The 13154-nt window shown below is 51.6% G+C and carries 12 protein-coding genes; all 12 read right to left on the reverse strand.

The features are described 5' to 3' along the window. The 12 genes from pyrE to lspA all read right to left on the reverse strand — a co-directional run bounded on the left by pyrE (position 1) and on the right by lspA (position 13100). Positions 1 to 636 (reverse strand): orotate phosphoribosyltransferase, encoded by a 636-nt coding sequence (gene pyrE / locus B3G15_RS09115; protein WP_214858042.1) that lies wholly within the window; start codon positions 634 to 636, stop codon positions 1 to 3. After that, positions 630 to 1331: an orotidine-5'-phosphate decarboxylase gene (pyrF, locus tag B3G15_RS09120; protein ID WP_064299625.1), complete on the reverse strand. Its 702-nt coding sequence runs from the start codon at positions 1329 to 1331 to the stop codon at positions 630 to 632. Before pyrF ends, pyrE begins: the two co-directional genes overlap by 7 nt. Next, the gene (locus B3G15_RS09125) at positions 1306 to 2238 is read right to left on the reverse strand and encodes a dihydroorotate dehydrogenase (RefSeq protein WP_214858044.1); all 933 of its coding nucleotides are present in this window, start codon (positions 2236 to 2238) and stop codon (positions 1306 to 1308) included. The genes pyrF and B3G15_RS09125 overlap by 26 nt, the downstream gene beginning before the upstream one ends. Further along, positions 2235 to 2966, reverse strand: a complete 732-nt coding sequence (locus tag B3G15_RS09130; RefSeq protein ID WP_290720207.1) for an NAD-dependent dihydroorotate dehydrogenase B electron transfer subunit — start codon at positions 2964 to 2966, stop codon at positions 2235 to 2237. Before B3G15_RS09130 ends, B3G15_RS09125 begins: the two co-directional genes overlap by 4 nt. Further along, the gene (gene carB / locus B3G15_RS09135; RefSeq protein ID WP_214859742.1) at positions 2963 to 6172 is read right to left on the reverse strand and encodes a carbamoyl-phosphate synthase large subunit; all 3210 of its coding nucleotides are present in this window, start codon (positions 6170 to 6172) and stop codon (positions 2963 to 2965) included. Before carB ends, B3G15_RS09130 begins: the two co-directional genes overlap by 4 nt. Beyond that, positions 6165 to 7253, reverse strand: a complete 1089-nt coding sequence (locus B3G15_RS09140) for a carbamoyl phosphate synthase small subunit (RefSeq protein ID WP_058704457.1) — start codon at positions 7251 to 7253, stop codon at positions 6165 to 6167. Before B3G15_RS09140 ends, carB begins: the two co-directional genes overlap by 8 nt. Further along, positions 7246 to 8517: a dihydroorotase gene (locus B3G15_RS09145; protein ID WP_290720210.1), complete on the reverse strand. Its 1272-nt coding sequence runs from the start codon at positions 8515 to 8517 to the stop codon at positions 7246 to 7248. The genes B3G15_RS09140 and B3G15_RS09145 overlap by 8 nt, the downstream gene beginning before the upstream one ends. Then, a complete protein-coding gene (locus tag B3G15_RS09150; RefSeq protein ID WP_214859732.1) occupies positions 8501 to 9436 on the reverse strand; it encodes an aspartate carbamoyltransferase catalytic subunit in 936 nt (311 codons plus the stop codon). Before B3G15_RS09150 ends, B3G15_RS09145 begins: the two co-directional genes overlap by 17 nt. Before the next feature lie 123 nt (positions 9437 to 9559). Next, on the reverse strand, positions 9560 to 10873 hold the full coding sequence (locus B3G15_RS09155) for a uracil-xanthine permease family protein (RefSeq protein WP_064299618.1): 1314 nt from the start codon (positions 10871 to 10873) through the stop codon (positions 9560 to 9562). Between the two features lie 51 nt (positions 10874 to 10924). Then, a complete protein-coding gene (pyrR, locus tag B3G15_RS09160) occupies positions 10925 to 11455 on the reverse strand; it encodes a bifunctional pyr operon transcriptional regulator/uracil phosphoribosyltransferase PyrR (RefSeq protein ID WP_035396895.1) in 531 nt (176 codons plus the stop codon). A 248-nt stretch (positions 11456 to 11703) separates the two neighbouring features. Next, entirely contained in the window at positions 11704 to 12627 is a 924-nt protein-coding gene (locus tag B3G15_RS09165; RefSeq protein ID WP_023468791.1) for an RluA family pseudouridine synthase, read from the reverse strand. Next, a complete protein-coding gene (gene lspA / locus B3G15_RS09170; protein ID WP_214859730.1) occupies positions 12624 to 13100 on the reverse strand; it encodes a signal peptidase II in 477 nt (158 codons plus the stop codon). The genes B3G15_RS09165 and lspA overlap by 4 nt, the downstream gene beginning before the upstream one ends. Between the last annotated feature and the right edge of the window lie 54 nt (positions 13101 to 13154).

Below are 13154 nucleotides of genomic sequence, written 5' to 3' on the forward strand. Positions count from 1 at the left end.
TTAGACGTTCGCTGTAAAACGTTCGCTCCAAGCGACTGGATCTTTCGACCAATCCGCCAACTGTTTTTGCTCTTCTATAGTAATATCGCCTTGTTGTTGTGCGGTTTCGAGTAACGCTTCGAACGTCAGTAATGCATCCGCTTCGATCTTTGCGTCGCGGAGATTGTTTGACAAGCGCTCCATCCCGTACGAGAAGATCGCTTGAATGCGAATGACATTTGCTCCCTTCGCTTGCAGAGCTTCCGCCGCTTCGATTGCTGACATCCCCGTCGATAATAAGTCTTCGATGACGACGACACGTTGTCCAGGTTGAATGACACCTTCGATTTGATTCCCTTTACCGTGTTTCTTGTTGCCACTACGTACGTAGACCATCGGTAATCCTAGTCGTTCCGCGACGAATGCTGCGTGTGGAATACCTGCCGTCGCAGTTCCAGCAATCACATCGACTGCAAGTCCCTTCACTTTCTCAGCGAGTGCATCTGCAATCAAGGAACGAACTTCTGGGTACGAGAGCGTCAAACGATTATCACAATAAATCGGTGAACGAAGTCCACTTGCCCATGTGTATGGATCGTTTGGCGATAAGGTGACGGCTTCAATACGGAGTAACGCACTAGCGATTGGATTTACCATGAGAATTGCCCCTTCCATTGTTCAAGTAACATCAGATAGATCTGTTCTGGATGTTCTGCACGCGTAATCGGACGACCGATCACTAAATCCGTCGCTCCATTTTGACGAGCGTCAAGAACGGTCGCGACCCGCTTTTGATCATCCGCTTGACTGTTCGTCGGACGAATGCCGGGTGTGACGAACCGAAAATCTGTCCGACAAGCTGAAACTAGTTCCGGAAGATCGAGTGCTGAACAGACGATACCATCTAGTCCTGCTGCTTCTGCGAGTTGCGCATATTCACGAACGACTGCCGGCATCGCTCCTTCAATCTTTAAATCGCGTAACATCGCTTCATCCGTCGATGTCAACTGAGTCACGCCAATCAGTTGTGTCTCGGCGTTCGTCTCACGCAGTCCTTCTCGCGCCGCGATCATCATCTCTTTTCCACCAGCAACATGGACGTTCGTCAGTTCGACGCCTAATTGTCCGATGATGCGCATCGTCCGGCGTGCCGTTTCTGGAATGTCGTGGACTTTGACATCGAGGAATACCGCGTGTCCACGCTCGACGAGTTTTCGGACGAAAGTTCCGCCTGCTGCATAAAACAATTCCATCCCGATTTTCACGGCAGGTCGTGTCTCTTCGAACCGTTCGAGAAACGAAAAGACTTCTGCTTCGGTCGGAAAATCAAGCGCGATGTAAAGTTGATTCATATGCTTTCCCCCTGATGTCTAAAATATGATCGATGCCAAGTTCGTCCATCCGTTCTGGTAACTGCTGAATCAATTCTTGACAGATGTATGGATTGACGAAGTTTGCGGTACCGACGGCAACAGCCGAAGCCCCGGCGTAAATCATTTCGAGGACGTCATCGACCTCCATCACGCCACCCATACCGATGATCGGGATCGAAACGACTTGCGCGACATCATGAATCATCCGAATCGCGACCGGTTTGATCGACGGACCCGATAATCCACCGATACGGTTCGCAAGGATTGGCTCCCCCGTCCGGACATCGATTCGCATCCCGACGAGTGTATTGATCATCGTCAGACCGTCTGCACCAGCTGCTTCGACGGCACGCGCCATCTCGACGATCGAAGTGACGTTCGGTGATAGTTTGACGTAGACCGGTTTAGTCGAGACCCGTTTCACACGTCGTGTCAACTCAGCGGCAAGCAACGGATCCGTTCCGAATTGAATCCCCCCCGATTTGACGTTCGGACAGGAAATGTTTAATTCCAGTGCATGAATGCCTGGATGCTGACTCATTTTCTCCGCGACGAGCTCATATTCTTCCGGTGTCGAACCTGCGACATTGGCGATGATCGCCGTATCGAACGTCTCGAGGAATGGCAATTTATTCATTAAGATGCCATCGACACCCGGATTTTGGAGACCGATTGCATTCAACATCCCCATCCCACTCTCTGCGACACGTGGCGTCGGGTTTCCGTAGCGTTCTTCACCCGTCGCTGCTTTAATCATGATCGCCCCAAGCTCTGATAAATCATATAACTTCGCATATTCCTCACCGAATCCAAAACATCCGGATGCTGGCATGATCGGATTTTTTAAAGAGAGTCCCGGCAACTCGACACGCAATCGTTCTGTCATAATACGACCTCCTCTGCCCGAAAGACTGGACCATCGGAACATGTCTTAACGTACCCGCCCGTAGGTGTTTTACAGACACAGGCAAAGCATGCTCCGATACCGCACCCCATTCGGTTTTCGATCGACAGATACTTATGTTCGATCGGTTGTTGCTGTAACGTTCGCAACATCGGTTCCGGTCCGCAGGCGAGTAGGACGTCGTAGCTTTCTGGACGTAAGGCTGCCGTGACGAATCCTGCAATACCATGCGTCCCATCGACGGTCGTGACCGTCGTCTTACCGAGTGCTTGAAATTCCGCTTCGTAAAAAACGCTTGTTGCCGTATCGAATCCTAGAATCGCTTCACATGTCACACCCCGGGCGACAAGTTGGCGCATCGTCTCATACAGCGGTGGGACACCGATTCCCCCACCAACGAGGACGACGCGTTGAGTTGGATGGATAGCGGCAATCGGAAACCCGTTTCCAAGCGGTCCGAGGGCATCGATCGTATCATCCGGACGCAAAGAAGCCAGTTCTGCTGTTCCTTGTCCGATTTCTTTAAAGAGAAACGTGATCAGATCATGATCGACCCGGGCAATCGAGATCGGTCGGCGTAAGAGTGGACCGACGCGAAGATGCATGAATCGCCCTGGCGCGATGTCCTGAGGTTGCTCGAGGCGACAGACGAGTTCTGTCGCACCTTGAGCTACCGTTCGTCGAGAGACGACCGTCAAGAGTTGCTTCATTGGATCACCACTTTCTTTTCGTGTGTGAAGGCTTGGATCGCACTGGCTTCAAACGAGCGACTTTCGATGACACGAAGAATTGCTTCCGCCGTATCGAGTGATGTCAGACAGACGACTTGATTCTCGGCTGCTGCCCGACGAATGATGAAGCCATCTTTCGTGACTTGCGAGTCCCGACTCATCGTATTGATGACGTATTCAATCTCCCCTTTTTCAATCACGTCGAGCATCGATTCGGAAGACGAGTCGATTTTGCCGACCGTCTGGACCGGTAATCCTTGCTCCGTCAAGTAGGCTGCCGTTCCTTCCGTTGCAAGTAACGTGAATCCAAGTGAGGCAAAGCGTCGTGCGAGATCCGTCATTTCTGCTTTATCTGGATCTGCGACTGTCAAGAGGACACGACCGTGCTCTGGAATCGCCATCCCTGATGCGAGCAACCCTTTATAGAGCGCTTTTTCGAGCGTCCGGTCCGTTCCAATGACTTCACCGGTTGATTTCATTTCCGGTCCGAGTGTCGGATCAACTTCTTTAAGCTTCGCAAATGAGAAGACTGGTACTTTGACCGAGACGAGTGGTTCTTCCGGTAGAACACCACTTGTTAATCCATATGAAGCAAGTGTCTCACCGAGAATGATGTCCGTTGCGAGACGCGCGACCGGAAGTCCCGTCACTTTCGAGATGAATGGCACCGTCCGGCTAGCACGCGGATTGACTTCAAGGACATAGAGAGCGCCGTCCGCGTAGACGAACTGGATGTTGAGTAAGCCTTTGATGCCGAATGCTTTCGCAATCCGTGTCGTGTAGTCGACGATCCGGTTCTTGATGTCTTGGGAGACACGTTGTGGCGGATAGACACCAATCGAGTCACCCGAGTGAACACCGGCACGTTCGATGTGCTCCATGATGCCTGGAATGACGACATCCGTTCCGTCGCAGATCGCGTCGACCTCGAGTTCGATTCCTGTCAGGTAGCGGTCAACGAGGACCGGTCGTTCCGGTGAGGCGATGACCGCGTGTTTCATGTAATGTTCCAGTTCTTCTTGAGCATAGACGATTTCCATTGCCCGACCGCCGAGGACGTACGATGGACGAACGAGAACCGGGTAACCGAGTGACGCTGCTGCCGTGACCGCTTCTTCGACTGTCACGGCCGTTTTACCTGGTGGCTGTGGAATGTCGAGCGCCGTCAATGCTGCTTCGAACTGTTTCCGGTCCTCAGCCCGGTCGAGATCCTCAAGCGATGTCCCGAGGATTTTTACACCTTCTGCTGCTAATGACTCGGCTAAGTTGATCGCTGTCTGTCCACCGAACTGGACGATGACACCGAGCGGACGTTCATTTCGGATGACTTCCAGTACATCCTCCGTTGTCAGTGGTTCAAAGTAAAGACGATCGGAAATCGAGAAGTCGGTCGACACCGTTTCCGGATTGTTGTTGACGATGATTGCTTCATATCCGGCTTGTCGAATCGCTTGAATCGAATGGACTGTCGCATAATCGAACTCGACGCCTTGACCAATCCGAATCGGACCTGATCCTAAGACGAGAATCGAAGAACGGTTCGTCGCGATGGCTTCATTTTCACGTTCGTATGTTCCGTAGTAGTACGGCGTATCGGACGCGAACTCTGCCGCACACGTATCGACCATCTTATAAACCGGATGAATCGCTTGTGCTTCACGCATCCGGCGAATTTCCGTTTCCGTTTGTCCTGTGATTCGGGCGAGCATCGGGTCACTGAATCCATACCGCTTCACATGCAGGAGTAGTTCAGGTGTCAAACCAGCTGCGACTGATTGCTCGAGCTGCCAAATATGGTGCAACTTCTCTAGGAACAGACGATCAATCGCCGTCCAGTCATGAATCTGTTCGACGCTGTAACCGCGGACGAAGCCCGCGTACAAGGCGAAAAGTCGATCGTCGGTCGCTTGGCGAATCGCTTGTTGTAAGGCATCGTCTGCCATTTCGATGAAGCGTGGCATATACAGATCCGCTGTACCGATCTCGAGCGAACGAACGGCTTTTAGTAAGGCCTCTTCCATCGTCCGTCCCATTGCCATGACCTCACCAGTTGCTTTCATCTGTGTGCCGAGTGTCCGGTCTGCCGTTTCGAATTTATCGAACGGCCAGCGCGGAATCTTGGCGACGACATAATCGAGTGCCGGTTCGAAGGAAGCAAAACTTGTCTCGGTGATCGGGTTCTTTAATTCGGATAAGGCATACCCGACGGCAATTTTCGCAGCCAGTTTTGCGATTGGGTAACCAGTTGCTTTTGACGCGAGTGCAGACGAGCGTGAGACACGTGGATTGACTTCGATGACATAGTAGTCGAAGCTCGTCGGATCCAGTGCGAACTGGATGTTACATCCACCTTCGATCCCGAGTGCACGGATGATATCAAGCGAGACGTTTCGTAGCAATTGATAATCGCGATCCGATAGCGTTTGCGTCGGTGCGAAGACGATCGAGTCTCCAGTATGAACACCGACGGGATCGAAGTTTTCCATCGCACAGACGATGATCGCCTGATTCGTCGCATCGCGCATGACTTCGAACTCGACTTCCTTCATCCCGGCAATTGATTTTTCTAGAAGTACTTGTGTTGCCGGACTTGCCTTGAGTCCCCCTTCGACGATTCGCGTGAACTCTTCTGGTGTGTGGGCGATTCCGCCGCCCGTTCCTCCAAGCGTATACGCTGGACGGATGATGATCGGTAGACCGATCTGTTGCCGGAATTGTTGTGCCTCTTCGAGCGTATGCACGATTTCACTGTCCGGCACACCATGCCCGCGTTTAAACATCAGTTGACGGAACAAATCACGATCTTCTGCCTCTTCGATTGCTGACAATTTCGTACCGAGTAACTCGACACCATACTCAGCAAGGACACCGAGACGATCCAGTTCGACAGCCAAGTTCAGACCCGTTTGACCTCCGAGTGTCGCAAGCAAGGCATCCGGACGTTCCTTGCGGATAATCCGTGAGACGAACTCTGCTTGGAGGGGCTCGATGTAGACACGATCAGCGACCGTTGGATCCGTCATGATCGTTGCTGGGTTCGAGTTGACGAGGATGACTTCATATCCTTCTTCCTTCAAGGCTTGACACGCTTGTGTTCCAGCGTAGTCGAATTCAGCTGCTTGTCCGATCACGATAGGACCGGACCCGATAACGAGAATTTTCTGGATATCTTGACGTTTAGGCATGAGAGACCTCCTGTTGTTTCGTGATTTCTTCTAAAAACTGTTGGAATAGACCGTTCGCATCCATTGGACCAGGTGATGCTTCCGGATGGTACTGGACGGAGAAGACCGCTGCTGTTGTATGACGGATTCCTTCGACCGTTCCGTCGTTGATCGCAAGATGCGTCACTTCAAGCACGGTATCGCGTAAGGACTGTTCGTCAACGGCATACCCGTGGTTTTGCGACGTGATATCGACGCGACCTGTCCGGATATCTTGGACTGGATGATTCGCCCCTCGGTGACCAAATGGGAGCTTGAACGTATCCGCCCCGTGCGCTAGTGCAATCAACTGATGACCGAGACAGATGCCGAAGATGACGACTTTTCCCGTCAATTCTTGAATCATCGGAATCGCCGTTGGGACATCCTTTGGATTCCCTGGTCCGTTCGATAGCATTACACCGTCCGGACGATAGCGTAAGACTTCCGTTGCACTGACGTCGTAGGGCACGACGACGACTTCACAGCCGCGTTTGACGAGTTCGCGGACGATTCCGAGCTTCGCACCGAAATCGACGAGAACGATTCGCGGTCCAGCACCCGGAATGATGTACGCTCGTTCCGTTGAAGCTCGCTTGACTTGATCCGTCTCGATAGGTGCGTTTTGAAGATGAACCAGTTCTGCTGCTAAATCGAACTCACCGTCAACGAGTCGTCCACGCATGACACCTTTCGAACGGATATGCCGTGTCAATTGGCGCGTATCGATTCCACTTAATCCTGGAATATTAAGATCTTGAAGTGCTGCATCGAGCGACATCTCACTCCGGAAATTCGACGGCGTCTGACAATGTTCACGTACGATCAGTGCTTTAGCGAGCGGACGCGTCGTCTCATAATCTTCTCGGTTAATCCCGTAGTTTCCGATCAACGGGTTCGTCAACACGATCATCTGATCGCAGTAAGATGGATCCGATAACATTTCTTGATACCCTGTCATTCCGGTCTGGAAGACGACTTCTCCTGTTGTTGTCGTATCTGAGCCAAATGCTGTTCCTTCAAACGTCATCCCATCTTCTAGTATCAGTGTCCGTTTACGCATGTGCTGTGTCCTCCTTGAATACGATTTCTCCCTTGACGAGCGTCATGACCGGGAATCCTTTTAACCGTTCTCCTGCGAACGGTGTGTTCTTGCCTTTTGAGCGGAATCGTTCCGGTGATACGGTACGCTCCGTTTCTAGATCAAGCAAAACTAGATCTGCTTCCGCCCCCACTTCGAGTTTCCCGTAAGGAAGTTCAAAGATGGCTGCTGCCTTGTCCGTCAAATTCCGAATCAGTGTCTCAAGTGCCATCTCTCCTTCAGCAACAAGCTTCGTATAGAGGAGTGGGAAGGCCGTCTCGAACCCTGTGATGCCGAACGGAGCGCGTTCGATACCGAGCGCCTTCTCTTCTGCCGCATGCGGAGCGTGATCGGTCGCGATGCAATCAATCGTTCCGTCCGCTAACCCCTCGAGCAATGCTTGGCGATCTGCTTCACTTCGTAAGGGAGGATTCATTTTAAAGTTCGGATCCTGATTCGGTATGTCTTCATCGATCAACACCAGATGGTGCGGTGTGACTTCTGCCGTCACCCGGATTCCTGCTCGTTTCGCGTCACGGATGACACGGACCGATTCTTTCGTCGAGACATGACAGACGTGATAATGACAGCCGGTTTCTTCTGCGATCAGAACATCACGTGCGATGTGGATACTCTCAGCAAGCGACGGAATACCTTGTAGTCCTTCTCGTCGACTGTAGTTTCCCTCGTGCACACATCCTGCTTTTAGCGAATCATCTTCGCAGTGGGCAACGACCGTTTTCCCGAGGCGTGCCGCTTGTTGCATCGCTGTCCGCATGACTGCTGCCGTCTGGACGCCGACACCGTCATCCGTAAAGGCGACAGCATCTGTTAATTGGTCGAACGCGACGAGTTCTTGTCCGAGTTGATTTTTTGAAATCGCCGCGTAAGGCAAAACCCGAACGGACGCTGTCTCTTCAATCTTTTGGAACAACGCATCAAGTGTTTGACGATCGTCTGGTACGGGGCGCGTGTTTGGCATCGGACAAATCGTCGTGAATCCACCCGCTGCCGCCGCTGCCGTGCCGGTCGCAATCGTTTCCTTATGTTCGCCACCCGGTTCCCGCAGGTGGACATGGATGTCGACGAATCCTGGTGCAACGAATAAGCCGGACGCATCAATGACTGTTTCATTCGCTTGCGGTGTTGCTGCTAAATCCGTGATTTTCCCGCCTTCAATCCGAATATCTCCAGTTCGGACTTGTCCCGCCTCGTACCATCTCGCATTCTCAATTCGTGTTGTCATCTGCATCGTCTCCTTTGATTGATTTCGTTGAAAAGCACCATTCCAGAATTGCCATCCGTGCAAAGACACCGTTTTTCATCTGTTCAAAAATCCGCGATCGCGGATGTTCGACCAGTTCGTCAGCAATCTCGACTCCCCGATTGACCGGTGCCGGATGAAGCACGATCGCGGAATGCTTCAGGCGGTTCATCCGCTCATGTGTCAATCCGTGCGTTGTGTGGTAAACTGCTGGATCAAATCGTGTCGTCCCGTCATGTCGTTCGTGCTGGACACGCAGTAACATCAAGATGTCGCACTGCTCGACGGCTTCATCCATCGGAAGATACGGTATGCCCATCGCAGGGTCGTACCACTCAATAGGTCCTGATCCATAAACGATGGCACCGAGTCGCTTTAAGATGTCCGCGTTCGACCGGGCGACGCGACTATGTTGTAAGTCTCCACAGATGACGACGATTTTTCCTTCGACCGTTCCGAACGTTTCGACGATCGTCATCAAATCGAGTAAGGACTGGGACGGATGTTGACCGCTCCCGTCTCCCGCATTGATGATCGGAATATCGAGTGTCTGCATCAGTTCTTCGTAATATCCGGTTGCTCCGTGGCGAATGACCAAAGCATCTGCGCCGATTGCTTCGAGTGTCTTGCATGTATCGCGTAACGTTTCTCCTTTTTGCACGGAGGAAGTCGCCGTTTCGAACGGCAGTAGATGCATGTTCAGACGATGCTCTGCCATCTCAAAGGAAGAGCGTGTCCGAGTCGAGTTTTCAAAGAACAGATTGACAAGCGTCTTATCGGAATAATCTGGCGCTGGCTCGCCTCGTTTAAAAGCGAGACTGCGTTCAATCAAAGAATTAATTTCTGTCGTGGATAAACTTTCTAGGTTGACGAAATGCCGGGTTTTTAGGATCGTCTTCATATCATTCACTCCTCTTCAGGTCATGAAAAAGGCGCACCTTCTAAGTGAAGGTGCGCCGAAAGAAGGCAGAGTGATTCCCTGCATCTTTTCATGGCCTTCACTTTATCGTTCTCTCGGAACGTCTTAAAAGTTGTTAGCTACCGATTGAGTTGTAGAGGTTTCCGTTGTTTCTTCGACCTGCTCTGTCGTTTTCGGAAGAACTAGATTCAGGATGATTCCAAGAATCGTCGCTAGTGCCATTCCTTCGAGAGAGAAGTTGCCGATTTTAAGCGCCGCGCCTCCGATACCTGTGACGAGAATGACGGCTGTAATCGTCAAGTTCCGTTTATCAGCAAGATCGATCTTACTTTCCGTCAGCGTCCGGAGACCATTCGACGCGATGACTCCGAACAAGAGGATACTTATTCCACCCATGACCGGTGTCGGAATCGTCTTGATGAACCCTTCGACGTATCCGAGGAATCCGAAGCTGATCGCAAGAACCGCCGCGCCACCGAGGACATAGACACTGTAGACACGTGTGATTGACATGACACCGTTGTTCTCACCATACGTCGTAACCGGTGGTCCGCCAAGCATCGACGCGACTGTCTTCGCGATCCCGTCACCCAGTACGGTCCGGTGCATCCCTGGATCGAGGAGCGTCTCGCGCCCGATGATCCGTGATGTCACTTTTTGTTCGCCGATGTGCTCCGTCAGTGTGACGAGCGTCACGGGAACGATCAGAAGCAAGGCGGCTGTATTCCACGATGGTGTGTAATTCAAGAACGGAATCGTGAAGTCCGGCACGTGGAACAACGTGGCTTGTTGGAGTGGTGTGAAGTCAATGATTCCGACCGATGCCGCAACGAGATAACCAACCGTGATCCCGAACAAAATCGGAATCGTACTCCACATTCCTTTTAAGTACGTCATCGCAAGGAGTGTGACGCCGAGCGTGACCATCGCGACGAGGAAGTACAGTCCGTTGTACTTACCGTCCGCTCCGTTCATCGCCATGTTGACAGCAGTCGGGGCGAGCGATAGACCGATGACCATGATGACCGGTCCGATGACGACCGGTGGGAGTAAGCGAAGCAACCAAGCAGCTCCTGTGTAGCGGATGAGAAGTGAGACGAGTCCGTAGACGAGTCCAGCGACCATTCCGCCGATTAAGGCATCCTCGACACCCCACCGTTCACTGACGGCGATGATCGGGGCGATGTAGGCAAAACTCGAACCAAGATATGTGGGTACTTTGAAGCGGGTGACGGCGAGGAAAATCAGTGTGCCGACTCCGCTTGCGACGAGCGCGACCGATGTGTTGAGTCCCGTTAAGAGCGGGACGAGCACGGTCGCACCAAACATCGCGAAGACGTGTTGTAGGCTGAGCATCAGCCAATTTAGAGGGTGAGTAGGTACTTCTTGTACATCAAGTACTGCGGCATGTTTTGCCATATAGATGACTCCCTTTCTGGTCTCTCTGGACCACCTTAAAGGTTTTGAATTTTAGCGTTTAATGAATACTTGATCGGCTTCATCGACTTCGGCGAGCGCGACGACGACTTGTTCCTCACGGGATGTCGGGACGTTCTTACCGATGAAATCTGGTCGAATCGGTAACTCCCGATGTCCGCGGTCGACGAGGACAGCGAGTTGAATCATACTCGGTCTTCCGTGATCGACGAGCGCGTCCATCGCGGCGCGAACGGTGCGTCCTGTGTAGAGGACGTCGTCAACGAGGACGACGATTTTCCCGGTGATGTCTTCCGGTAGATCAGAACCTTTGATTTCTGGTTCTAAACTTCGTTTCGACAAGTCATCCCGGTACATCGAGATGTCGACGACACCGAGTAAGACCGGTTTTCCTTCGATTTGTTCGATCCGCTTCGCAAGTCGGCGAGCGAGTGTCTCGCCTCGCGTCTTGATTCCGACGATCATCAAATCATGAATTCCTTTGTTACGTTCGATGATTTCATGGGCGATCCGTGTCAGTGCACGTCCGATCGCAGCTTCATCTAAGATGACGGCTGGTTTCATGTTTTCTCCTTTCATACAAAAGACCTTCTGCGGAAATCCGCAGAAGGTCATCGAAGACAGAATCATGGCATACGTATTGTATGCATGCCTACACACGATCGTGGTAGGTTCTCCCTTTCGCAGCCTCTCCGGACTCGATTAAAGGTGATACTAGTTAGGTAGGATCGTCACTCGGACGACCGAAGTGTCAGTAGAGGATGTCTCGCATCGCTCTCTAGGTGATACTCTACCGTTTTATTAGAAAAACGTCAAGACTCTAATTCAAGTTTTTTCAATTGACCGATTTCAAATGTCATCTCTTCTGGGAGCGGTGCTTCAAAGCGCATCCACTCACCTGTGCGTGGATGTTCGAAACCGAGAACCGCAGCATGCAAGGCTTGACCGTTCATTTTCATCGTCTTGCGTGGACCATATTTCGGGTCACCCGCAAGCGGGAAACCGATATAACGCATATGGACACGGATTTGGTGCGTCCGTCCTGTTTCAAGTTTACATTCAACGACCGTAAAGCCTTCATACCGATCAAGAACACGGAAATGGGTCACGGCAGACTTTGAATTCTTATCCGTTACCGTCATCCGTTGACGGTCGTTCTTATCGCGTCCGATTGGGGCTTCGATCGTTCCGAGTTCGTGCGGGATTTCACCGTGCACGAGCGCGATGTAGAGACGTTCCGTCGTCTTCTCTTTTAATTGATGCGCAAGTGACTCATGCGCTAAATCGTTCTTAGCGACCATCAACAGACCTGACGTATCCTTATCGATCCGGTGAACGATTCCTGGACGTTTGACGCCATTGATGCCTGAGAGATCTTGACAGTGGTGTAATAAGGCGTTGACGAGCGTTCCTGAGACATGCCCTGCCGCCGGGTGAACGACCATCCCTTTTGGTTTGTTGACGACGATGACGTCCGAGTCCTCATAGACGACTTCAAGTGGGATGTCTTCCGGCAAGATCTCGAGTTCCACCGCTTCCGGGATATGAACGACAATCGATTCCGTTCCCGATAATTTATAGTTCGGTTTGACGACACGACCGTCGACTTCGACACGTCCCGCTTTCAACCATTCCTGTACTTGCGAACGCGACCAATCGTTTTGTTCTGCGAGCCATTTATCAATGCGCCCTGTCGCTCCATCCGCTTGCACGGACCATGTTTCTACTTCATTCATTTATCCATCGTTCCTTTCTTAGTCAACCGTTCTTCGAACATGACGCTAATCAGCATCGTGATGACACCAAACGTCAAACAGACGTCTGCGACATTAAAGATCGGAAAATTATAGCCGAACGGGAAGAAGTGGAAGAAATCAACGACTTCTCCTCGTGCCATTCGATCAATGAAATTTCCGATCGCACCACTGAGCAATAACGCGATGCTCCAAGCAAATACCTTATTTTTCGTGCCTTCCTTGTAGAGGAAGTAAATCAATCCAATGACGACGACGACTGTAACGACGAAGAAAAAGCCGAATTTACCTTCGAGCATTCCCCACGCAGCGCCTCGATTTCGATACGAGTTGAGATAAAAGAAATCCGGAATGACCGTGATCGCTTGACCGATCGTCATGTTTTGAACGACGATCCATTTCGTCAACTGGTCGATTCCAACGAGTAAAGCAGCAATCCCTAAGTAAAGCCACATCCTATTGTCCTCCGCATCCAAAAATAATGAGGGACGTCCTGCGAAGTCGCAGTC

It is taken from the genome of Exiguobacterium sp. UBA1053 (assembly GCF_002316465.1).
GTDB lineage: Bacteria > Bacillota > Bacilli > Exiguobacteriales > Exiguobacteriaceae > Exiguobacterium_A > Exiguobacterium_A abrahamii.

What these genes read in the sequence shown, in the direction of transcription:
- pyrE (WP_214858042.1), bottom strand. Translation starts at nt 636, where the DNA reads ATGGTAAATCCAATCGCTAGTGCGTTACTCCGTATTGAAGCCGTCACC.
- pyrF (WP_064299625.1), bottom strand. Translation starts at nt 1,331, where the DNA reads ATGAATCAACTTTACATCGCGCTTGATTTTCCGACCGAAGCAGAAGTC.
- B3G15_RS09125 (WP_214858044.1), bottom strand. Translation starts at nt 2,238, where the DNA reads ATGACAGAACGATTGCGTGTCGAGTTGCCGGGACTCTCTTTAAAAAAT.
- B3G15_RS09130 (WP_290720207.1), bottom strand. Translation starts at nt 2,966, where the DNA reads ATGAAGCAACTCTTGACGGTCGTCTCTCGACGAACGGTAGCTCAAGGT.
- carB (WP_214859742.1), bottom strand. Translation starts at nt 6,172, where the DNA reads ATGCCTAAACGTCAAGATATCCAGAAAATTCTCGTTATCGGGTCCGGT.
- B3G15_RS09140 (WP_058704457.1), bottom strand. Translation starts at nt 7,253, where the DNA reads ATGCGTAAACGGACACTGATACTAGAAGATGGGATGACGTTTGAAGGA.
- B3G15_RS09145 (WP_290720210.1), bottom strand. Translation starts at nt 8,517, where the DNA reads ATGACAACACGAATTGAGAATGCGAGATGGTACGAGGCGGGACAAGTC.
- B3G15_RS09150 (WP_214859732.1), bottom strand. Translation starts at nt 9,436, where the DNA reads ATGAAGACGATCCTAAAAACCCGGCATTTCGTCAACCTAGAAAGTTTA.
- B3G15_RS09155 (WP_064299618.1), bottom strand. Translation starts at nt 10,873, where the DNA reads ATGGCAAAACATGCCGCAGTACTTGATGTACAAGAAGTACCTACTCAC.
- pyrR (WP_035396895.1), bottom strand. Translation starts at nt 11,455, where the DNA reads ATGAAACCAGCCGTCATCTTAGATGAAGCTGCGATCGGACGTGCACTG.
- B3G15_RS09165 (WP_023468791.1), bottom strand. Translation starts at nt 12,627, where the DNA reads ATGAATGAAGTAGAAACATGGTCCGTGCAAGCGGATGGAGCGACAGGG.
- lspA (WP_214859730.1), bottom strand. Translation starts at nt 13,100, where the DNA reads ATGTGGCTTTACTTAGGGATTGCTGCTTTACTCGTTGGAATCGACCAG.